17 protein-coding genes are annotated in these 24,072 nt (G+C 49.0%); 16 read left to right on the forward strand and 1 reads right to left on the reverse strand.

The annotated features are described in order from the left end of the window. From KJS94_RS15350 to KJS94_RS15380, 7 genes are all read left to right on the forward strand, one after another. The gene (locus tag KJS94_RS15350) at positions 1-1,341 is read left to right on the forward strand and encodes a glucoamylase family protein (RefSeq protein ID WP_214448552.1); all 1,341 of its coding nucleotides are present in this window, start codon (positions 1-3) and stop codon (positions 1,339-1,341) included. A gap of 43 nt (positions 1,342-1,384) precedes the next feature. Next, positions 1,385-3,100 (forward strand): GMC oxidoreductase, encoded by a 1,716-nt coding sequence (locus tag KJS94_RS15355; RefSeq protein WP_214448551.1) that lies wholly within the window; start codon positions 1,385-1,387, stop codon positions 3,098-3,100. 3 nt (positions 3,101-3,103) lie between these two features. Then, positions 3,104-3,526, forward strand: a complete 423-nt coding sequence (locus KJS94_RS15360; RefSeq protein WP_214448550.1) for a DoxX family protein — start codon at positions 3,104-3,106, stop codon at positions 3,524-3,526. 23 nt (positions 3,527-3,549) lie between these two features. Next, positions 3,550-5,268, forward strand: coding sequence for a family 43 glycosylhydrolase (locus tag KJS94_RS15365; RefSeq protein ID WP_239804184.1), 1,719 nt, complete (start codon positions 3,550-3,552; stop codon positions 5,266-5,268). Further along, on the forward strand, positions 5,265-5,933 hold the full coding sequence (locus tag KJS94_RS15370; protein WP_239804185.1) for a GDSL-type esterase/lipase family protein: 669 nt from the start codon (positions 5,265-5,267) through the stop codon (positions 5,931-5,933). Before KJS94_RS15365 ends, KJS94_RS15370 begins: the two co-directional genes overlap by 4 nt. Positions 5,934-5,946: 13 nt before the next feature. Further along, a complete protein-coding gene (gene bglX, locus KJS94_RS15375; RefSeq protein ID WP_214448548.1) occupies positions 5,947-8,235 on the forward strand; it encodes a beta-glucosidase BglX in 2,289 nt (762 codons plus the stop codon). A 110-nt stretch (positions 8,236-8,345) separates the two neighbouring features. Then, on the forward strand, positions 8,346-8,963 hold the full coding sequence (locus tag KJS94_RS15380) for an HAD family hydrolase (RefSeq protein ID WP_214448547.1): 618 nt from the start codon (positions 8,346-8,348) through the stop codon (positions 8,961-8,963). A gap of 259 nt (positions 8,964-9,222) precedes the next feature. Here the strand turns inward: KJS94_RS15380 and KJS94_RS15385 are convergent, their stop codons facing one another. Next, entirely contained in the window at positions 9,223-9,495 is a 273-nt protein-coding gene (locus KJS94_RS15385) for a DUF4834 family protein (RefSeq protein ID WP_214448546.1), read from the reverse strand. A gap of 103 nt (positions 9,496-9,598) precedes the next feature. Between KJS94_RS15385 and KJS94_RS15390 the strand changes: the two genes are divergently transcribed. From KJS94_RS15390 to KJS94_RS15430, 9 genes are all read left to right on the forward strand, one after another. After that, entirely contained in the window at positions 9,599-10,114 is a 516-nt protein-coding gene (locus KJS94_RS15390) for an LSm family protein (protein ID WP_239804186.1), read from the forward strand. A 44-nt stretch (positions 10,115-10,158) separates the two neighbouring features. Then, on the forward strand, positions 10,159-11,406 hold the full coding sequence (nusA, locus tag KJS94_RS15395) for a transcription termination factor NusA (protein ID WP_214448545.1): 1,248 nt from the start codon (positions 10,159-10,161) through the stop codon (positions 11,404-11,406). A gap of 89 nt (positions 11,407-11,495) precedes the next feature. After that, positions 11,496-14,459: a translation initiation factor IF-2 gene (infB, locus tag KJS94_RS15400; protein ID WP_214448544.1), complete on the forward strand. Its 2,964-nt coding sequence runs from the start codon at positions 11,496-11,498 to the stop codon at positions 14,457-14,459. Between the two features lie 121 nt (positions 14,460-14,580). Next, the gene (locus KJS94_RS15405; protein ID WP_214448543.1) at positions 14,581-15,939 is read left to right on the forward strand and encodes a peptidylprolyl isomerase; all 1,359 of its coding nucleotides are present in this window, start codon (positions 14,581-14,583) and stop codon (positions 15,937-15,939) included. 218 nt (positions 15,940-16,157) lie between these two features. Beyond that, on the forward strand, positions 16,158-20,432 hold the full coding sequence (locus KJS94_RS15410; RefSeq protein ID WP_214448542.1) for a PAS domain S-box protein: 4,275 nt from the start codon (positions 16,158-16,160) through the stop codon (positions 20,430-20,432). A 4-nt stretch (positions 20,433-20,436) separates the two neighbouring features. Next, positions 20,437-21,078, forward strand: a complete 642-nt coding sequence (locus KJS94_RS15415) for a response regulator (protein WP_214448541.1) — start codon at positions 20,437-20,439, stop codon at positions 21,076-21,078. Positions 21,079-21,170: 92 nt separating this feature from the next. Continuing rightward, complete coding sequence (locus KJS94_RS15420; RefSeq protein ID WP_214448540.1) at positions 21,171-21,851, forward strand: uracil-DNA glycosylase family protein; 681 nt, start codon at positions 21,171-21,173, stop codon at positions 21,849-21,851. Positions 21,852-21,960: 109 nt separating this feature from the next. Beyond that, positions 21,961-23,049, forward strand: a complete 1,089-nt coding sequence (locus tag KJS94_RS15425; protein WP_214448539.1) for an AI-2E family transporter — start codon at positions 21,961-21,963, stop codon at positions 23,047-23,049. 114 nt (positions 23,050-23,163) lie between these two features. After that, positions 23,164-23,931, forward strand: coding sequence for a murein L,D-transpeptidase catalytic domain family protein (locus tag KJS94_RS15430; protein WP_239804187.1), 768 nt, complete (start codon positions 23,164-23,166; stop codon positions 23,929-23,931). Positions 23,932-24,072 lie beyond the last annotated feature (141 nt).

Genomic DNA, 24,072 nt, shown 5'->3' on the forward strand with positions numbered 1-24,072 from the left:
ATGAAAAAGTTAGTTACGATAGTTGTTTTGGTTTTAGTCGGGTGTTATTTGTATGCACAAAAAAAGAAAGAACCGGTAAGGCCTGTTGTGGCCAGGCCTGCCGGACTTTCTGATTCTGCATTGTTAGACCTGGTGCAGCGGCAGACCTTCCGGTATTTCTGGGATTTTGCCCACCCCGTGAGTGGCCTCGCCAGGGAGCGGAGTAATGTTGCATTCGATTATGGTGCTGAAGTGGTGACAACCGGCGGAACTGGTTTTGGGATCATGTCCATTGTGGTGGCAACCGAAAGGAATTGGATCGGTCGCGATACTGCCGTTAAGCATTTGCTGAAGATGGTAAGGTTCCTGGCCAAGTCGGACCGCTACCATGGCGTATTCCCGCATTGGTTGAACGGGGCTACCGGCAGGACCATTCCTTTCAGTTCCAAGGATGATGGCGGCGACCTCGTGGAGACTTCTTTTCTCTTCCAGGGATTGTTGACAGCCCGGCAATATTTCAATGGTGGAAACCAACAGGAGCAGGAATTGCGTAACCGCATTACCTGGCTCTGGAATGATGTGGAATGGAACTGGCATACCAGGGGTGGCCTAAACCTGCTGTATTGGCATTGGAGCCCCAATAACGGTTGGGCTATGGACTTTGACCTGCGTGGCTGGAACGAGGCCCTGATCACCTATGTGCTGGCAGCATCTTCCCCCAATCATAGCATACCGGCTTCGGTATACCATAAATGTTGGGCCAATAGCAACCATTTCAGGAATGAAAGGGAATATTATGGCATCCCCTTGAAACTCGGTTTCGACTATGGGGGACCGCTATTCTTCACCCATTATTCATTCCTTGGCCTGGACCCCAGGGGATTGAAGGACAGGTATGCCAATTATTGGGAACTGAACCGCAACCACACCCTCATCAATCGCGAACATTGCATTCGTAATCCTAAAGGATATAAAGGGTATGGCGAGCAATGCTGGGGGCTCACGGCCAGCGACAGCTATGTAGGTTATGCGGCCCATTCCCCGACGGAAGACCTTGGTGTGATCAGTCCTACCGCTGCATTATCCGCTTTCCCCTACACCCCTGAATACTCCATGCAGGCCCTGAAGCATTTTTACTTTGATCTGGGCGATAAAATATGGGGTGAGTATGGTTTTGTTGATGCCTTCAGTGAATCCAGGAATTGGTATGCGCAATCCCACCTGGCGATCGACCAGGGTCCCATCATTGTGATGATCGAGAACTATCGCAGCGGTCTTTTGTGGAAATTATTCATGAGTATTCCCGAAATTCAGGGTGGCTTAAGAAAGCTGGGATTCACCAGTCCCTATTTTCCCGGCTAGTTCGATCCTGTATTGACCATTCTATAACCAAAACCAACAGGCTATGCCCGGCAATTCTGCCACAAACCAACCAAATGCCACTCCGCAACACTATGATGCCATAGTGATTGGCAGTGGTATCAGTGGTGGTTGGGCAGCCAAGGAACTTTGCGAGAAAGGGCTGAAAACCCTGGTATTGGAAAGGGGCAGGAATATTGAGCACCTCAAGGATTATCCCACCATGAACCTGCATCCTTGGGAAATGCAGCACAGGGGATATATGCCCCTTCAATTCCTGAAGGAGAACCCATTGATCAGCAAGGCCGCCGGGTTTGCGGAAGATACTGCCCATTTCTTCATCAGGGACAAGGATCATCCTTATATCCAGGAGAAGCCATTCGACTGGATCAGGGGCTACCAGGTTGGGGGCAAATCCCTTACCTGGGGAAGGAGTTGCCAGCGCTGGAGTGATTTCGAATTCAATGCGCCAAAACAATACGGGTTCGCAGTTGACTGGCCCATCAGGTACAAGGATATTGCGCCCTGGTATAGCCATGTTGAACAGTTTGTAGGGGTTTGCGGCGACAGGGAGAATATCCCGGCCATGCCGGATGGCGAGTTCCTGCCGGCCTATCAGCTGAATTGTGTGGAAGAACATATGCGGAAAGTGCTGAAAGAAAAATTTAACAGGCATTATATTTCTGGCAGGTGGGCGCATATTACCCAGCCAACAGCGTTGCACCAGCAACAGGGAAGGGCGCAGTGCCAGAACCGCAACCTATGCATGCGGGGTTGTCCTTTCGGTGGGTATTTCAGTTCGGTTACCTCTACACTGCCTTGGGCAGCTAAGACGGGCAACCTTACTGTTCGTCCCCACTCCGTAGTACATTCCATAATTTATGACGGGAAGCAGGGAAAGGCAACCGGTGTTCGGGTAGTTGATGCCGTTAGCAAGGAAATGACCGAGTACTACGCCCGGATCATTTTTGTGAATGCATCTGCGTTGAACACTAACCTCATATTGCTGAACTCCACCTCCTCCCGATTTCCCAATGGGTTGGGAAATGATAGTGGCGTATTGGGTAAGTACATCTGCTTCCACAATTACCGCGGCTACATGAATGGGGCGATTGATGGTTTTCGTGACAAATACTACTATGCGCGAAAGCCGGCGGAATGCGTCATCCCCAATTTCCGTAACCTTGGTAAGCGGGACACTGATTTCATTGGTGGTTATGTCATCTTCAGCGGTGCCTACCGGGAACGAACAGATACCGAGTCTGTGGAGATCGGCACATCACTCAAGGAGGCAGTCATAGAGCCGGGTTCATGGCGGGTGTACATGTATATGCAGGGTGAGACGATTCCAAAGGAAGCCAATCATGTTCGGCTGAGTGAATCGGAGAAGGATCAATGGGGTATCCCCTTGTTGGTTACTTCAGTTGGCTATGATGAGAATGATGAGAAGATGGTGAAGGATTTCCTTGAGCAAGGGAAGGCCATGCTGGAGGCTGCCGGTTGTCATGATATCATTGCCCATGATTCCAGGCAGGCGCCCGGATTGGATATCCATGAGATGGGAGGGGTGCGGATGGGTAGGGACCCTAAAACCTCAATGCTGAATGAATGGAACCAGATGCATGCCTGTAAGAATGTTTTTGTTACGGATGGGGCCTGCATGACCAGTACCGGAAACCAGAGTCCTTCCATCCTTTACATGGCTTTTACAGCAAGGGCTGTAGACCGCGCGGTTGCTGAAATGAAAAAATTAAATCTTTGATCTATGGCCATTAATGATTTCTTTTCTCCCGGTAAACGGATCTGGTTGGAGCCGGGGATAGCAGTACTTCGCATACTCACGGGAATGTTCATGGTCTACCATGGATGGGAGATCTTCCAGGCGAAGCAAATGCAGGATTATGCCAAATGGCTGACCGATCTTCATTTCCCTGCGCCGGAAACAATGGCCTACCTGGGCAAGGCGGCAGAATTGGTTGCGGGGATAGGGATTACCCTGGGCTTGTTCACCAGGATCGCGATATTCCCCATGATCCTAACCATGCTGGTGATCTGTTTCGGTATGGGGAAAGGAAATATCTTTTATGGGGAGCAACATCCATTTCTTTTTGTAATGCTTGGCTTATTGTTCTTTTTCTATGGGCCAGGGAAATATAGTCTTGACCAAAAATTATTTGCAAACAGATGATGATCAGGTTCAGGTATTTGACCATGCTACTTCTGATAGTAGGCGCATTGCAGGTGAAGGCACAGCAACGGACCTATTGCAATCCGATCAATATTGATTATGGGTATTGCCCAATCCCAAATTTTTCTGAATGGGGCAGGCATCGGGCTACGGCGGACCCGGTCATAGTACGGTACAAGGATGATTATTATCTCTTCTCTACCAACCAATGGGGGTATTGGTGGAGCCCGGACATGGTGAACTGGAATTTTATTTCCAGGAAATTCCTCAAGCCCTACCATAAGGTATATGATGAGTTGTGCGCCCCGGCAGTTTGGGTGCAGGGTGATACCCTGCTGGTCTTCGGTTCAACCTATGCTTCCAATTTCCCGATCTGGATGAGTACCAATCCCAAGGCCAATGAATGGAAGGAAGCCATTGATTCCCTGGAAATCGGAGGCTGGGATCCTGCATTCTTTGTGGATGATGACGGGAAACTATATATGTACAATGGGAGCAGCAACCGTTATCCTTTGTATGGGGTTGAAATGGACAGGAAGACCTTTAAGCCCAAAGGCGCCCGTAAGGAATTGTACCTGCTGGAAGATTGGCGGTATGGCTGGCATAGGTTCGGGGAATACCAGGACAATACCTTCCTGGATCCTTTTATGGAGGGTGCCTGGATGACCAAGCATAATGGCAAATATTATTTACAGTATGCGGCGCCGGGAACCGAGTTCAGTGGTTATGCCGATGGTGTAGTGGTGGGTGATTCCCCTTTAGGGCCCTTCACTCCGCAATCTGATCCCGTTAGTTCTAAGCCTGGTGGTTTCGCGCGGGGTGCCGGCCATGGTGCAACCTACCAGGACAAATGGAATAACTACTGGCATGTATCCACCATGGTCATCAGCGTTAAGAATAATTTCGAGCGTCGCAATGGTATCTGGCCGGCAGGCTTTGACAGGGATGGTGTGATGTATACGAATACGGCATTTGGCGATTATCCCCATTACCTTCCTGATGGTGAGACCGATCACCTGAAGTCAAGGTTTACAGGCTGGATGTTACTGAACTATAAGAAGCCCGTGAGGGTTTCGTCTACACTTGGCGGTTATAGGGCCAACCATATCAATGATGAGAGTATAAAAACCTATTGGAGTGCCGCCACCGGCAATAAAGGGGAGTGGGTGGAGTCTGACTTGGGTGAGTTGTGCACTGTGCAGGCTGTGCAGGTGAATTATGCCGACCAGGACGCGGAGTTCCTGGGCAAGCAAACGGATATTTTCCATCAGTATAAGTTGTTGTATTCCGTTGATGGCCGGAAATGGTCTGTGCTGGCAGATAAAACCACCAACCAAAAGGATGTTCCCCATGATTATATTGAGTTGAAGGATCCTGTTAAGGCCAGGTATATACGGATGGAGAATGTCCATATGCCTACCGGGAAGTTTGCAATAAGTGGGTTGAGGGTATTCGGGAAGGGAAATGGCAAGGCACCTGAGGAAGTGGAGCAGTTTTTTATCCTCCGCACGGAGAAGGATAAGCGAAGTGCCTGGATCAAGTGGAAGCCCGTGGATGACGCTTATGCCTATAACATTTATTATGGCACCCATCCTGATAAACTTTATAATTGTATCATGGTCCATGATGCCAATGATTACTATTTCAAGGGAATGGATAGGGAGAAGACCTATTATTTTACTATTGAGGCCATTAATGAAAATGGCATTTCCAATCGCTTTAAAACAATTGAATCCAAATGACCATGTTTGTTAAACGCTTATACCTGTTTGTGGTTTTTTCCCTATTGGTGGTTTCAGGGTTCGCCCAGGAACCGCCTTTCTTCAGGGATATCCAGGCTTTTAAGCGGCAGGACAGTATTGCGCCTCCGCCTGCCAACCAGATCCTTTTCATTGGCAGTTCTTCCTTTACCTATTGGAAAGATGTGCAGGACTATTTCCCGAAGCACAGGATCATCAACAGGGGATTCGGGGGTTCATCCCTTCCCGACCTGATCAGGTATGCCAATGAGATCATCTTTCCCTATTCACCCAGGCAGATCGTTATCTATTGTGGCGAGAATGACCTGGCCGCCTCAGATACCGTTTCCGCTGCCACGGTGATCGAAAGATTTCAAACCCTGTATTCCATCATCCGTTCCCGCTTGCCTTTAGCAGAGGTGACCTTCGTCTCCCTCAAACCCAGTCCAAGCCGTCAACACCTTTTCCCTAAAATGATGGAAGTGAATGCCGGGGTAAAGGCCTTCCTGAAAAAGAAGAAATGGACTTCCTTTGTGGATGTATTTAGTAAGATGCTAAATGCTGATGGGGCTCCGATGGAAGACCTGTTTGTGAACGACAGGCTTCACATGAACCCAAAAGGATATGCCATCTGGAAGAGAGAAATAGAACCTAAATTGATCAAGTAAACAAACAGCAGATATGAGGACTTTTCGAATTGTAGGGGCAGCAGCCCTGTTCATGTTCAGTACCGGTGTGCTCCAGGCGCAAACGGGCGAACAACAGAAAATGAAAACCTTTATCGATGGGTTGATGAAAAAAATGACCATCGATGAAAAGATCGGGCAGCTCAACCTGGTGGTTGGCGGCGAAGCCACAACCGGCTCGGTGGTGAGTACGGATGTTGATACCAAGATCAGGAAGGGACAGGTAGGCGGGATATTCAGTGTGACCTCACCTGGCCGGATCCGGAAGATACAGGAGCTGGCGGTCAACCAGAGCAGGCTGAAGATCCCGATCATTTTCGGCCTGGATGTGATCCATGGCTATAAGACCATCTTCCCGATCCCGCTGGGACTGGCCAGTACCTGGGATATGAACCTGATTGAGCAGAGTGCCCGGATAGCTGCCCAGGAGGCGAGTGCCGATGGGCTGAACTGGACCTTCTCGCCTATGGTAGACGTTTCCCGCGACCCTCGTTGGGGAAGGATCTCTGAAGGCTCAGGGGAGGACCCCTACCTGGGTTCAGTGATCGCCAAAGCCATGGTCAGGGGCTACCAGGGCAAAAGCCTGGCCGATAACAATACCATCATGGCCTGTGTGAAACATTTTGCCCTCTATGGTGCCGCAGAGGCTGGCCGTGATTACAATACCACCGACATGAGCCGGGTTCGGATGTACAATGATTACCTGCCTCCCTATAAAGCAGCGATCGATGCGGGCGTGGGAAGCGTGATGAGTTCCTTCAATGAAATTGATGGCATCCCGGCAACTGCGAATAAGTGGTTGTTGACAGATGTGCTTCGAAAGCAATGGGGTTTCAAGGGAATGGTGGTGAGCGACTATACTTCCGTAAACGAAATGATCGACCATGGGATGGGCGACCTCCAGCAGGTTTCTGCCCTGGCCCTGAAAGCAGGACTTGATATGGATATGGTAGGCGAGGGTTTCCTCACTACCCTGAAGAAGTCCCTGAACGAGGGTAAAGTGACAGTGGCGGATATAGACCGCGCCTGCAGGATGGTGCTGGAAGCCAAATATAAATTGGGTTTGTTCGAAGACCCTTATCGCTATTGCGATGAGAATCGTGCCCGCACGGAGATATTTAACGAAGCCAATCGCAGGAAAGCAAGGGAGATCGCTGCCAAATCCTTTGTGTTGTTGAAGAACCAGCAACAGGTGCTGCCACTCCAGAAGAAAGGGACCATTGCGTTGGTAGGACCCCTGGCCAATGCCAAAGAGAATATGGTGGGTACCTGGAGCGTTGCTGCTGATGTGACCAAGCCCATTTCCCTCCTTGCAGGTTTAAAGGAGGTGCTGGGAGCAAATGGCAAGGTGCTTTACGCGAAAGGCGCCAATGTTACGGAAGATTCCCTACTGGAAGTCAGGACCAGCATATTTGGTAAACCTTTTGAAAGGGATAACCGCCCCGCTGATGTAATGATCCGGGAAGCGCTTGCTGCTGCTGAACAGGCTGATGTGGTAGTGGCGGCCCTGGGTGAGCTGGCCGAAATGACGGGTGAAGCTTCCAGCAGGTCTGACCTTACACTCCCTCAAAGCCAGGTGAACCTGCTCCAGGCATTGGTTAAGACAGGCAAGCCGGTTGTGGTGGTTCTGTTCACCGGTCGTCCCCTTGCCATACCTGATGTTGATAAGATCGCCCCGGCTATCCTGAATGTGTGGTTCGGTGGTTCAGAGGCGGGCCATGCCATTGCCGACGTACTGTTTGGGGATATCAACCCTTCCGGTAAACTCACTGCCACCTTCCCGATGAATGTTGGTCAGGTGCCGATTTACTATAGCCACAAGAATACCGGTCGTCCTTTGAACGGACAATGGTTCCAGAAATTCCGTTCCAACTACCTGGACGTTCCCAATGAACCACTCTATCCCTTTGGCTATGGACTGAGCTATACCACCTTCACCTATGGTGACCTCAAGCTGAGCAGCCAATCGCTCAAAGGGAACCAGCGTCTTACTGCCAGTATAACCGTGACCAATACGGGAAAATATGCAGGTGAGGAAGTAGTGCAGCTTTATATCAGGGATGTGGTGGGAACCAATACGCGCCCCTTGAAAGAACTCAAGGGATTCCAGAAAATCTCCCTCCAGCCGGGTGAATCCAGGCAGGTAAGCTTTACCATTACCCCGGAAGACCTGAAGTTCTACAATCATGAATTGAAATACGATTGGGAAGCTGGTGATTTCACCATCTTTATTGGCGGCAACGCGAGGGACCTGAAATCAGGTCAGGTGAATTGGCAGAAATAACTAGTGTTAAGGTTCTGAATCTCAACGCAGGGTCCTGGTCCTTGGATCCTGCGTTTTCTTTTGCCCGGTTCTCTGCCTGCATTTTTCATTGGGTCCCTAACTTTGCCGGCATGCAAGGCATCAAGAACATACTACTGGACCTGGGCGGGGTGCTGCTCAATTTAAGTTATCCCAAAACTGAAGCGGCTTTTGCCGAACTGGGACTGACCAATTTCCATGATCATTTCTCCCAATTCAAAGCCTCACCCCTATTCGAGGACTTGGAGACCGGCAGGATCAGCCAACAGCAATTCCTGGATCATTTCCGGTCACAGACAGGCCTTACAGCAAGCAGGGAAGAGGTTTTTGTGGCCTGGAATGCCATGCTGTTGGATTTTCCTGCCGAAAGGATCGATTGGTTATCAACCCTGGGTGAAAAATACCAGGTCTACCTGTATAGCAACACCAACGCCATCCATTACGATGCCTTCCAGGAAAAATTCAGCCTGCATTACCCGGGCAAGCCTTTCGATGAATACTTCAATAAGGCCTATTACTCCCATATCCTTGGCCATCGAAAACCCTATGTGGAATCTTACCACGCCCTCGCTGCCGATGCAGGCATCCAGCCTGCCGAAACCCTCTTCATTGACGACACCCTCGTCAATATCGAAGGAGCACAAAAAGCTGGTTTTCATGGCTTTCACCTTACCAATGGCCTGACCGTCCTGGATATTCCCCTACCCTAAAAACTCCTTTTCCGCAGGGTGTTTTCACGGTTCAGGTCGGAGCCGGGTCGGAGCCAGGTCGGAGCCAGGTCGGAGCCGGGTCGGAGCCGGGTCGGAAACGGGTCGGAGCCGGGTCGGAAACGGGTCGGAGACGGGTCGGAGCCCGAGGGAATTTCCAGGTGAAAAAACGCCTGTTCCCCTGTTGTAATCACGGGGAAGAATGATGTTGGTACCGGAATGGATTGTTCCATCCGTCAATGGTTGGCAAAAAATAGATGGATTATTTGACCTCTTCGAAATCGATGTAATCGCCTGTATCGGTGGGGGTGTTGCCGCGGCTACCCGGACGCTCTGCCCTGGCCTGGGCGGTTTGGGCCTGTTGTTGTTGCTGGTAGTACTCCTGCTGCGCGCGCATCTGGGCCTCCATCTGTTCCTGGGCAGCTTTGAACTGTTGGCGCACATTGCGGGTGGCGCGGGTTACAGGGATCACGAACCCAAAGATGAAACGGTAAGCAATATAGATCAGCAGCAGTAAAAGAATAGTCTTCAACATAGCTTCACAAAGGTAAGCGGCTTTCACCTGATCTTTTTGTTAATGTTGAAAGGATGCTTATTTGGAATGTATACTACTATTACCTTACCTTTGCCCCGGTAAAATGATTCAACTGAAGGGAACGGAAGCGTTCCCTTCTTTTATTCCCATGACCAACGAGACCATAATACAGCAAGTGAGCCAGTTAGCCAATGAGTTGCTGGCAGGTGACCCGGACTATTTTTTGGTAGATGTGCGCATCAAGCCCACCCATAACATCAAAGTGTTCCTGGATGCGGATTCCGGCGTTTCGATCGCGCGTTGCGCTACCTTCAACCGTGGCCTTTACAAGAAGATCGAAGAGGCTGCTTGGTTCCCGGAAGGGGATTTCTCCCTGGAAGTATCATCGCCCGGACTGGATGAGCCGCTGAAAATGCTGCGCCAATACCGCAAGAATATCGGCCGGCAGGTGGAAGTGACCCTCAACGACGCCACAAAAAAGGAAGGTAAGTTGCTGGAAGTGACCGATGATGGCATTATTGTAGAAGAAACAAAAGGAAAGAATAAAAAGAAGGAACTGATCGCGCATTCCCTCTTATTCGATAACATCAAACAAACAAAAATTCAGGTAGTATTCTGATTCATGGCCCTAGGGCTGTGGTGGAGTTTTTAAAACACACTACTATGGCAAGTATCAATTTGATTGAAGCATTCCAGGATTTCAAAGAAGCGGAAAACATTGACCGTCCAACCATGATGAAAGTGGTGGAGGATGTATTCAAAACCCTTCTTCGGAAAAAGTATGGCAGTGACGAGAACTTCGACGTTATCGTAAACGCTGAGAAAGGTGACCTGGAAATCGTGCGTCGCCGCATGATCGTGGAAGATGGAGAAGTGATGGATCCGCTGGCCGAGATCGCTTACAGTGAAGCCCGCAAGATCGAGCCGGACTTCGAAGTAGGTGAAGAACTCTACGAAGAAGTGGACATCATGGACTTCGGTCGCCGCGCCATCCTGGCCGCCAAGCAGACCCTTGCCAGCCGTATCAGTGACCTGAAGAAAAATGTCCTGGTAAAGAAATACGGTGACCGTATCGGCGAGATCATCAGTGCCGAAGTTTACCAGGTTTGGAAAAAGGAGATCCTCCTGCTGGATGAAGAAGGTAACGAACTGATCCTCCCCAAGAGCGAGCAAATCCCACAGGATTATTTCAAAAAGGGTGAGAGCATCCGTGCCGTGGTGAAGAAGGTGGAATTGAAAAATAACTCACCGGTAATCATTCTTTCCCGTACCAGTCCGCTCTTCCTCGCTAAATTGCTGGAAATTGAGGTGCCCGAGATCTTTGACGGACTTATCGTGATCAAGAAGATCGTTCGTGAACCAGGCGAGCGCGCCAAGGTGGCCGTAGAATCCTACGATGACCGTATCGACCCGGTTGGTGCTTGCGTAGGTATGAAAGGTAGCCGTATCCACGGTATCGTTCGCGAACTGAAGAACGAGAATATTGACGTGATCAACTGGACCAATAATATCCAACTCTTGTTGCAGCGTTCACTCACGCCTGCCAAGATCACCAGCATGGACATAGACAACGAAAAGCACCATGTGAATGTCTTCCTGAAGCCTGACCAGGTTTCCCTGGCCATCGGCCGTAAGGGTGTGAACATCAAACTGGCACAGGAGCTGACCGGTTTTACCATCGACGTATTCCGCGATACCGAAGGTGAACCTGAAGAGTTCGATATCGACCTGGATGAATTCAGCGATGAGATCGAAACCTGGATCATTGATGAACTAAAACGTGTGGGTTGTGATACCGCACGCAGCGTTTTGGACCTCACAATTGACGAATTAGAGAGAAGGACCGACCTGGAGCGTGAAACCATTGTGGATATCCAGCGCGTCCTCCAGGAAGAGTTCGACAAGGAATAATTAACCTGTTTCATCACTGCTCCATTGAGCGGTGGTGGTGACCATAAAAACAAAACAAGGTCTGCAAGGGGCAGACGCAAATAGTAAGAATGGCAGAATCTACAACACCAAGATTGATGGCGGCAGCCAAGGAGTTCAACATCGGCAAGGACACGCTGGTGGACTTTTTGGTAAGCAAAGGCTTTAACCGTGATGATCTTAAACCAACTTCCAAGCTGACGGATGATATGTATCATGCCCTCCAGCGGGAGTTTCAAGGCGATAAGGTTGCTAAGATCAAGAGCGACCAGATCGACCTGCCCAAGGGTGGTATGCAGGACCAGAAGAAGAAGAAGGAAGAAGAACTCGCGGTAAAACGCGATGTAAAGAAAGCAGCTGAACCAGAAAAAGAAGCTCCTGCCATCTCCCAACCTGCACCTGAGCCGGTTGTGGAGCCAGTTAGTACTGTTGCGCCTGAGCCAGTCCCTGCTCCCCAGCCCGCACCTGAGCCAGAACCTGCTCCGGTAGTTGAGGTGAAAGCTCCGCAATCCCCTGTTGCAGAGGAGAAGGAGCCAGAAGTGAAGCCTGCGGAGCCAGTCGTAGTCGGTGGTCCCAAGATCATCGATAAGATCGACCTGTCGGCTATTGATTCCTCTACCCGTCCCAAGAAAGTAGTGAAGAAACAGGAAGAGCCAAAAGCCCCTGCTGAGCCGCAACAAGTTGCCCAGCCTGAACCGGTAAAAGAGCAGCCTGTGACTGCACCGGAGCCTGTAACAGCCGTGAAGCCTGAAGCCCCGGCTGAAGAGGAAGCTCCGCCAGTTATTGAAAATATCCAGGCAGAACGCCTAACCGGACCTAAGATCCTTGGTAAGATCGAACTGCCTGTTGACAGTGATACCCGTCCTAAACCCGGCGCTTCTTCCGCTGATGAGAAACGCAAGCGCAAGCGCATCCCCATTGACAAGAAGGGTGATAATATCCCCCGTCAACAGGGTGGTGGTCAGCAGCAAGGCGACAGAAGAGGTCCTCAACAAGGACAGCAAGGTGGTGGTGGACGATTCCAGCGACCCGGCCAGGGTGGCGGCCAACGTGGCGATAACCGTCGCGGTGGACAACATGGTGGCCAGCGTGGTGATAACCGCAGGGAAGTGAAGGAGATCGACCAGAAAGAGATCCAGGAGAAGATCAGGCAAACCCAGGCCAAACTTGCCGGTGGAACCGGTAAGGGCAGGAGCCTGAAAGCTAAGCTCCGCAGGGAAAAGCGCCAGGAAATGGCTGAACAGATGGGCGATGAAATGCAGGATAACACGCTGCAGGTTACTGAGTTCATCAGTGTAGCCGAACTGGCCAGCCTGATGGATGTAAGCTATGCTGAAGTGATCGGCAAGTGTATGGGTCTGGGTATGATGGTAAGCATCAACCAGCGCCTGGATGCCGAAGTGATCGAACTGGTGGCCAGTGAATTTGGTTTTACCGTAGAGTTCATCGGATTGGAAGATGCGGAAGCCATGGATGAAGAGGAAACAGTAGACGATCCGGAGGACCTGAAGCATCGCTCTCCGATTGTTACCATCATGGGTCACGTTGACCATGGTAAGACCTCCTTGCTCGACTATATCCGTAGCGCCAACGTAGTGGCCGGTGAGGCGGGTGGTATCACCCAGCACATTGGTGCCTACACGGTGGATGTGGGTAATGGCAAGAAGATCACCTTCCTGGATACACCTGGTCACGAAGCGTTTACCGCGATGCGTGCCCGTGGTGCCAAGGTTACCGATATCGCTGTTATCGTGGTTGCCGCAGATGATGCGGTGATGCCACAGACCAAGGAAGCCATCAGCCACGCACAGGCTGCAGGTGTTCCCATGATCTTTGCCATCAACAAGATCGATAAGGACGGAGCGAATCCGCAAAAGATATATGAGCAACTGGCCGGTATGAACATCCTCGTTGAAGAATGGGGTGGTAAGTTCCAAAGCCAGGAACTGAGTGCCAAGAAGGGCCTCAATGTTGACCTGCTGCTCGAGAAGATCCTGCTTGAAGCGGAACTGCTTGAACTGAAAGCCAATCCGGAGCGTGAAGCCAATGGTACCATCATCGAAGCCTCGCTGGACAAGGGTCGTGGTTATGTGGCAACAGTACTGGTTCAGAATGGTACCCTTCACCAGGGCGACCTGGTAGTTTCAGGCCAATATTTCGGTCGCGTTAAAGCGATGTTCAACGAACGCAACAAGAAGATGGAAAACGCACCTCCATCAACCCCGGTATTGATCCTGGGCCTGAATGGTGCGCCACAAGCCGGTGAAACCTTCCGTGTATTTGAAGACGAAAGTGAAGCCAAGGAAGTCGCCAACCGTCGTGCACAGATCCTGCGTGAGCAAGGTATCCGCACGAAGAAGCACATTACCCTGGATGAAATTGGTCGTCGTCTGGCACTGGGTAACTTCAAGCAGCTGAACCTCATCATCAAGGGTGATGTGGATGGTTCCGTAGAAGCGCTGAGTGACTCATTGATCAAGTTGTCAACCGAAGAGATCGCTGTTAGCGTGGTACATAAGGCTGTAGGTGCCATCACCGAAAGTGACGTATTGCTGGCAACAGCCTCCGATGCGATCATTGTTGGCTTTAACGTACGTGCCTCCAACCAGGCTGCCCGTCTTGCTGATAACGAAGGCGTTCAGATCAAGACCTACTCCATCATCTACAACGCAATTGAAGAGATCAAGAGCGCCATGGAAGGTATGTTGGAGCCCAAGGTTCAGGAGAAGGAAGTGGCTACCGTTGAGATCCGTGAGGTGTACAAGTTCGACAAGGCTACCGTCGCCGGTTGTTTGGTTACCGAAGGTAAACTCAAGCGTGATGGCAAGATCCGCCTCTTCCGTGACGGTGTATTGATCTACCCACGTACCGAAGGTGCGTTTGCTGAACTGGGATCATTGAAGCGCTACAAGGACGATGTGAAGGAAGTGCCCAATAACATGGAGTGCGGTCTTACCCTCAAGAACTTCAACGATATCCAGGTAGGCGATACCATCGTGGCCTTCGAGGAAGAAGAAGTAAAAAGAACCCTGTAAAAGGAATGGTCCGTTTGGCAGTACCAACTGCCAGACGGACCCCTATTATATTGTTAAATCCCCGGGCCAGGAAAGGTAAAGCGGTTAAGCTGCCCTATCTTGGCCTTTGCTATTGGCAAATATGAAGAAGTTAAGTGTCCTGATATTGACCCTGCTGGGAACCGGCCTGGCCTTTGCCCAGACCAAGAAAGTTGTGGCTGATAAGATCATTGGTGTAGTGGGAGACAAGATCATCCTGCAGTCGGATATCAACAATGCCATTCTGGACGCCCAAAGACAGGGCGGTGCCCTGCCTCCCAACCCGGAATGTTTTATCATGGAACAGGCCCTGGCCCAAAAGGCCCTGGTACTGCAGGCCGAGAAAGACTCCCTCGTGGTTAGTGAAGACGAGATCGAAGCCCTCCTGGAAAACCAGATCCGCGGCTTCGTGAATATGTATGGATCAAAGGACGCACTGGAACAGATCGCCGGCCGGACTGTTTACCAGATCAAGGAAGATTTCCGCCAGTCCTTCAAGGAGCGTAAGCTGGCTGAAATGATGCGGAACAAGATTGTGGAGAATATCAAGATCACCCCAACAGAAGTAAAAGCCTATTACGATAAGATCCCCAAAGACAGCCTTCCCTTTTATGAAAGTGAAGTGGAAGTGGGTGAGATCATCATTTACCCAAAGGCCAGCAGGGAACTGGAGTTGTATGCCATTGAAGAGTTAACGGATATGAAGCGCCAGGTGGAAGAGGGCAAGAAGAAATTCGAGACCCTTGCGAGCCTTTATACTGATGACCCCGGAAGCAAGAACAGTGGCGGCATGTATAATGTCAACCGTACTGAGAAGCAATGGGACCCCGCTTTCCTGAACAACGCATTCCGTCTTAAGGAAGGCCAGATATCCCCTGTATTTAAATCCCGCTTCGGTTATCATATCATTCAAATGGTTAACCGTGCCGGTGATGATGCTACCGTGAGGCATATCCTCAAGATCCCCCAGATCACAGAAACTGAGATCGACCTGGTAAAGAACAAACTCGACTCCATCCGTAATATGATCCTTGAAAACAAGATCGGCTTTGGTGAGGCGGTGAACAAGTTCAGCGATGATGAAGGATCGAAATTCACCGGTGGAATCAGGCAGTGCGGCAATGGTACCTTCTGCGCCATTGACCAGTTGGACAAGGCGATGGTAGTGGCTTTGCGCGACCTTAAACCCGGTGATATTTCCAAGCCTATCCCTTATGAGGATGAGCGTGGCAAGAAAGGGGTTAGGATCGTCTACTTCAAGAACAGGACAGAGCCGCACAGGGAGAACCTGAAAGATGATTACGACAGGTTGGCCCAGAAAGCCCTCGAGGAAAAGAAGTTTGAAGCGATTGAAAAATGGTTCACCTCCAAGATACCAACTTACTACCTGGTAATTGATCCCCAATTTACCACTTGTGACCAGCTGGGTATCTGGATGAAGAATATTACCAGGAATCAATGATCCGCAACGCATTATTGAAGAACCAATAATTCAATTCCATTGAAATCAGCAGAGCAGTGACCGGCATTACAAATGCCGGTCATTTTTTTGGTGATAAATGTCACAGTCATGGCCTTGTAAAACATGATAAGATTCCTTGTCCGGCCGCTACAGGACGGTGTTTCACTTGATAATTAATTGTACATTTACCCTTAGGCAGGAATACCTGATGGAGTTGTATGATTGAAATCACGCCATTAAATACAGTCGGAAACAAGCAGGTGCCTTTTAGGTTGACCACCGACAAGGACATGTTTGTAAAGGATAATTGTGTGCGTGTACAGGAACTTTCGGAAAGATGGCCTGATTTCATGCAGCGGCCCTTTACTGAAAGGCTGCACCTTGATTCCTCGGCGAGGACCATGCTTCGCCAGTTACCTGAATTAAATGCACCGGTCTGCTTTCACGCATCCATTCCCAAGTCAGAAGGCGGTGCCATCCAGATTCTCTGGACGGTAGTGCCTGAAAATGGCCAATACAGCTGGTATGGATTTCCGGCTGCCCCTTCCGCGTTTACTGAGGGCCGGATGCGCGAACTTGAACTGGTTGTGGGCTCCCTGAATGATGTGGTGCTGCATCTTGACAAAGATGGCAATTACATTAATTATTGGGTTCGCGATCCGCAGCGTTTATACCTCAAGCCTTCATTGTTCCTGGGAAGGAATATTTATGATATTTTCTCGGAGCATATCAGTGAATTGGCTGACCTGTTTATTACCTCCTACGAGAAGGCGAGGAAAAACCATATGGTTGACGAGGTTGAATACCAGATCCCCGCCAATAATGAGAAATGGTTCAGTTGCCGGTTCACCCCGGTTATGGATGGGAAGGATGATGTGGTGGGGATGCTTCAGGTGATCTCTGATATCACGAAGAAGAAGTCGATGGAAATCGAGGTCCAGAAGGCTGAAGCCAAGTACCGCGATCTTTTTGAGAATGCCAATGACATCATTTATATCCTGGATATGGCAGGGCGCATCCTTTCCATCAACAGGATAGCGCTCGAGAAACTGGAGGTAAAGGAAGAAGAGGTATTGGGTAAGTACGCCAGGGATTTTTTCTCCCCCGATAAGCTGGACCATGCAATGGAACAACGGCGCATCAAGATCGAGGGGGAAAGCGAGGCCACTATCTATGAATCTGAATATACTACCAAAAGTGGCCGGAGGATCCCGGTAGAGATCAGTTCCAGGCTGATCTATTCGGATGGTAAACCATCCGGTATCCATGTAACCGCCAGGGATATTAGCCGCCAGAAAATGTCGCAGATCGAATTGGCGAAGAGCGAAGCCAAGTTCAGGTTCCTTTCAGAGTATTCCCGCGACCTGGTCTGCCTGCACAAGCCAAATGGTGAATACATCTATGTTTCCCCTTCTTCCCGCCAGCTATTGGGTTATGACCCATCGGAGCTGATCGGGAAATCACCTTATGAATTCTTCCATCCGGATGAGGCCGATAATACCGTCCGACTCACTCATGAGAAGATCCTGAATGGGGAAGTGTCCAACTCGGTGCAATACCGTTACAGGAGAAAGAACGGTGAATATATTTGGATGGAGTCCGTGTCCCACCCCATCATTGAAGATGGGGAGGTGGTGTTTATCCAGACCAATACCCGTGATATTACTGAGCGAAAGCATACAGAGCAATTACTGATAGAAAAAGACAGGCTTTCCTCTGCACTTTCAAATGCATCGAGGACCTTCCTTTCCAGCGCTTCGTTGGATGAAGCACTTCGTGTGTCCTTTCCTGTTATAGGGAATGCGACCGAAGCTGACGGTGTCTTCCTGGTTCAGTACGACCAGAATAGTTCCCATCTCGTCCAGGTATGGGGGCTTCCCCATTTCCAGAATAATCCTGATATCATCAGGTTGCTCAAGGATTCCAGTGCCCTGGTGCTTCCAGCGGAATCCTGTAAGCCGGGAGTGCCGATATTTTTTGATGCGGAGTGGATTGGTAATAATAATCCGGGTAAGATATGGCTGGCGAAATCAGGGATTAAATCACTTCTGCTCGTACCAATAGTTTCCAGTTATGGCACCTGGGGCGTTCTGGGATTGGCACAATCCACCCGTTTCAGGATCTGGAATATAGCGGTCATGGACACCATGACCACCTTCGCTTCCGTGATCGCCAATATGATCGAGAGGACCAGCAGGGATGAGTTATTGCGCCGAAGTGAAGAGCGCTTCCGCTCCCTGTTCCAGAACTCTTTGGACATTGTTTATGTGGTGGATGCAGAAGGTAAACTAACCTATGTTACACCAAGCCTTACCCAGATATTGGGATACCAGGAGCAGGAAGTGCTGAACCAAAAGATCTTCCAGCACATTCACCCTGAAGAGAAGGTAATGATAGAAGCTGGTTTCAAGCAGTTGATTTCCGGACCCGACCATTCCCTGATGATGCCCATGCGGGTAAAACACAAGGCAGGACATTGGATCTGGATGGAGATGAAGGGCCAGAACAAGTTGAGTAACCCGGATATCAATGGCGTGATCCTTAGTCTTCGCGATATTACAGAACATATCCAGGCACAGAAAACATTGAAGCAGTATTCAGACCGCATTACCGGCATGCTGAATAGTGTGACGGATGGTTTTATTGCGGTGAATAAGGAGTTCAAGATCATTATGTGGAACAAGGTGGCTGAGCAATTACTGGGCAGGTCATCCATGCAGGCGCTTGGCGGTTCCTTATGGAGCCTTTTTGAGAACTCAGAAACCTCTGATTCCTATAAGGCCCTGCAAAAAGTTTTAGTTGAGAATAAGACCGTTCGTTTCGAACAATATATCCAGGTATTGAACAGGTGGTTCGATGGTAGCGCCTATCCTTACCAGGATGGTATCTTTATTTATTTCAAGGATATAACCGATCGTAAGCGACAGGAGAAATTACTGGAACTCGAAAAGGATGTCCTGGAGATGAATACCGGTATGGCTTCCTCCATCGCGGAGATTACGGAACGATTATTAAAAGGACTGGAAGGAATAAACCCGGGTTTGCATTGTGTGGTTTGTATGGTCAGGAATAACCAGGGTTATGTGAACTGCTTGTCCGCACCAAGTATGCCCGATTCCCTGAAGGTTGAGATTGAACGGGCGCCCCTCGGGCCGGATGTTTCTGTTTGTGGCAGGTCCATGGCCACCAGGTCCTCAGTTTCCATCCCTGATATTTCGAAAAGCGACCTCGCTGTGGGTACCAGGGATTTCGCTGCGCTTTTAGGCCTGCGCTCTTGTTGGTCCCTACCTATTATCAGTTCTTCCGGCGAATTGCTGGGGACCTTTACCGCTTACTATGAACAGCTGAACATGCCTAACCAGGAGGAGAAAAATGTGCTGAGCCAGGCTGCGAATATCCTCCGGATCATTATTGAGAATAAATTATCAGCGGAGAAGGTAAGGATCAGTAACGAACGGTATGTACTGGCCACAAGGGCTACCAATGAAGCGATCTGGGACTGGGATGCAATCGCCAACCAGTTGTTCTGGGGAGAAGGATTCGCCAACCTTTTTGGCTATAGCAGCGGATTACAGAATTTGGAATACCATACCTGGGAGGAGAATATCCATCCGGAAGACAAGGAACGAGTATTGAAACATATTCGTGAATACGATACCGGCAAGAAGAGGGGATTGTTCATGGATGAGTACCGTTTCAGGAAGGCAGACGGAAATTATGCCATTGTGCTGGATAAAGGTTATTGCATGTATGATGAGCAAGGTAAGGTGATCAGGATGATCGGTTCAATGGAAGACATCACGGAAAGGAAGAAACTGGAAGAGCAACTGCTGGAGCAGGAGATCCAGAAGCAAAAACAGATCGCCCAGGCAGTAGTGGAAGTGCAGGAGTCGGAAAGGGAGGAGATCGGCAAGGAATTGCATGATAACGTAAACCAATTGCTCACCACCGCCAAGCTTTTCCTTGAAGTAGCCTATCAGGATCCGATTGGCCAGCAGCAGCTGATCAAGAGGAGCTCGGATACGATCATGAATGCTATTAATGAGATCAGGAAGATCAGCCGTTCGCTAATGCCTGCCAGTGTTAGTGATATTGGCCTGATCTCTTCCATCAATGATATTATCCAGAATATTTCCATTGCCAGGTCAATTGTGGTTGATTTCCGATATGACGCCAACCTGGATAAGATCCTTGATCCTAAGCAAAAACTCACCTTGTTCAGGATCATCCAGGAACAGATCAACAATATCCTTCGCCACGCAATGGCAAGCAGTCTCCTGATCGAGATCAGGAACAAGAAAGACAGTATTAAACTGGTCATAGCAGATAATGGTATCGGATTTGACCTTGAAGCTGCAAAAAAGAAAAACGGGGTGGGACTGTCCAATATTATGAGCAGGGCCGCGCTGTTCAATGCCAGGGTGAAGGTGAATACTGCGCCCGGAAAAGGCTGTGAATTGATTATTGAATTACCCAATGCCCTAAAAACTTAATGGTATGAGTAAGCTTTCTATATTGATTGTGGATGATCACAAGTTGATCCGCGAAACATGGAGTTTTATCCTGGCCAGTGACCCGAGATTTGAAGTGATCGCGGATTGCGGCGATCCCGATGAAGCAATTGAAATGGCTTCGAAGCATCATCCGGATATTGTATTGATGGATGTGAATATGGCTCCGATGAGCGGATTCGATGCCACTGAAAAGATCAAAAAGGTATCGCCCGAATCCAAGATAATAGGGGTTTCGATGCATAGCCAGCCGGCATATGCAAGGAAAATGCTGCAAGTGGGTGCAAGGGGGTATGTGACCAAGAATAGCAGCAGGGAAGAAATGGTGAAGGCAATCCTTGAAGTGGAAAAGGGTAATAAGTATATCTGCGAGGAAATCAAGAACATCATATCTGAACAACTTACCGATCCCCAATCAGATGGTCCTGATATCCAATCCCTGACGGATAGGGAGATCCAGATCATCCACTTCATCAAGAATGGGCATTCTTCCAAAGAGATCGCCCAGGAATTGGATATTTCCTTAAAAACAGTTGAGGTGCATCGACATAACATTCTGAAGAAGCTGAAACTGAAGAATGCTGCAGCCCTTGTGAACTTTATTAATAGTAATCCAAGTTTGTATTGATAGGTATTCCCGGGTAAGTTACCCGGGATTTTTTATTTGTCAGGGAGTTCAGGTGCTTGCGGTTTCCATTCATTGGTTTTGAACGAAGAGACATGTCCACCTTTGCCAACAAGGCCATACGATTTTTTCATTCCCTCCAGCCTCCTCCTGCGATCCCGGGGGATATAGGTGTATTGTTCCCTTTCAATGATCCTGCAGTCCGGAAGGTCATTCGCGCCTTCTTTATGAAGTATTACAATGACAAGACCAGCAGGCATTTGATGATAGGCATCAATCCGGGAAGGCATGGTGCCGGCATCACAGGCATCAACTTTACAGCACCCAGGCAGCTCAGGAATGATTGCGGTATCGACCATCCTTTCCCGGACCAGTCAGAGCTTTCTGCAGAATTTATCTATGCGGTCATCGATGCCTATGGCGGACCGGTCGATTTTTACCGGGATTTTTTTATAGCTGCGATGAGTCAATTGGGGTATACTCGTGATGGCAAGAACCTGAATTATTACGATGACCAGCGCTTAATGGAGGCCGTTTACCTTTTTGCGCTACAATGCCTGGAAAAAGAGTTCGCATTCGGCGTAAAAAGGGAAACGGTGATCTGCATTGGTGGAGAAAAGAACTTTCGGTTCCTTCAACAGCTGAATAATGAGAATCAATTGTTCAGTAAAATCATTCCATTGCCACATCCCAGGTTCATTATGCAATACAGAAGGTCAAGGAAGCAAGACTATATCAATGAATACCTTAAGGCAATGGAGGATTGCATGGGCTGAAGGCAAGCTTCACTATTTTTTGCTACTGGACTAGTCAGGCCATGATATTTCGGGCTCCGGTAAAGGCGTCTATTAGCGCGAATTAAGTATTTTAGGGTAAATACAAAGTATGGAGCAGCTGAACCCCAATAAGGTAAGACAGATCTTTTTCCTTGTGATCATCATTCTGCTTGGAGCATTGTTGTTCTATGAATTGAATGGCTTCCTGCCTGGCTTCCTTGGCGCGCTCACCTTATATGTGATCCTTGATAAGTGGATGAGGCCCCTTGTAAGGAAAGGGTATAAGCGTTCCAGTGCTGCATTGCTACTGATGTTGATTTCTTTCATCGTTATTGTGCTCCCTATCGTGGCGGCCATCAAGTTATTGGTCTCCAGGCTGAGTATTTCGGGTGACCAGATCAATGCGGCATTACAATCGGTACAGGTATTTATTGAAAAGACAGAAGCCCGCTTCGGCCTGGATATCTTAAATGAAAAGAACCTTGGCCAGATCAGCAGTATCGTGGCGAAAGAGGTACCGGTAGTGCTTAATGCCACCCTTAATACCTTAACAACCATTGTGGTAATGTATTTCATTCTTTATTTCATGTTGGTGGAAGGGCACAAGATGGAGAAGGCCTTCTTTGATTTACTTCCCGTTGGGGATGATCATATTGACCAGGTCAGGAACGAAATAGGCACCATGGTTATATCCAATGCAGTTGGAATTCCCTTGATAGCTGTATTACAAGGCGTCGTTGGATTGATTGGCTACCTGATATTGGGCGTTAAGGATCCATTCCTCTGGTTTACCATCACCTGTATTACCGCCATGATACCTCTAGTAGGCGCAGCCCTTGCCTATGTTCCATTGGCGATCGTGTTTTTTGTTGAAGGTGTTACCTGGAAGGGAGTCGCCATGCTGGGTTTCGGCTTCGGTATTATCGGGACTGTTGATAATGTTTTCAGGTTCTGGTTGCAAAAGAAGATCGGGGATGTGCACCCCTTGATCACAGCGTTTGGGGTAGTATTGGGACTAAAATTATTAGGGTTTTTCGGACTTGTATTTGGCCCTTTGCTCATCAGCATTTTCATACTGTTGGTCAGGATATACAGGTTGGAATTCGGTGGCGAGGATGAGTCTCCTGTTACCCCGGTCGCCCCAATACAACAAGGGCCACAACAGGAGGGAAGCGAAGGTAACGGTTCCCCTGGCTGATCTATTGCGTCAAAGTGTTCTTTTCTGATTCAGGGGTTATTGGCATACTATTTTTTATTTCTATGCGTTTTTCCTATCCAAACCTTTGAAAAACCGTAGAAAACCCCTTTTCGCATGCAATACGTTGCAAGATCCTTATCTGCAGGTCTGTTCCTGCTTGCTTCGTTGGCATCCCCGGTTGGGATGACGGGTTCTGGCAAAAGAGCCCCCCTTTCATCCACCGTCATGGAGGCCCTAAAGCCTGCGCATAAAGAAGCAATTAAGCTTAAGGATGAGCTGCTGGTGGAAGTATCCCGATCCCTTTACCAGGAATTGAACCTTAAGAAGTTCGGACTCTCTGAACAGGCTTTTCAATATGCTTTTAAAGGATATACACGGTTGAGGGAAAAAGGATTGCTCAATAGGGAGGATGTGTTATCTATCTGTGATTTCAGTCAATCTTCCCGCAGGAAGCGCATGTATATCATTGATGTGGAGGAAAAGAAAGTGTTGCTGAATACCTATGTGGCCCATGGCCGCAATTCAGGGGGCGAGTATGCGAAGAAATTCTCCAATCGTCCTGAATCCCACCAGAGCAGTTTGGGATTCTATATCACCAGGAATACCTATTATGGCGAACACGGTCTCGCTTTGAAGATCGATGGGGTAGATAAGGGATTCAATGACCTGGCTAACGCCAGGAACATTGTAGTGCATGGTTCTGATTATGTTGGGGCTGGATTTATCCGGTACAACAAGTTCAATGGACGCAGCTTTGGTTGCCCGGCAGTTCCCAAAGCCCAATCGGAGAAGGTGATCAATACAATCAAGCGCGGGACCTGTCTTTTCATTTATCATCCATCCAGGAAGTATCTCACCCAATCGAGGATCCTGAATAGCTAGAATGGTTCAAAATTTATTGTGTCAACCAGTGATGAACTGGCTGTAAAGCATACTATCCCTAATGAAAACGTAGAACAGTCGCTTGGATTTTAACTACAGATGGTTTGGACAACCCTAAAGCTCAATCGAAGATTGGGCTTT

Source organism: Flavihumibacter rivuli (assembly GCF_018595685.2).
Lineage (GTDB): Bacteria > Bacteroidota > Bacteroidia > Chitinophagales > Chitinophagaceae > Flavihumibacter > Flavihumibacter rivuli.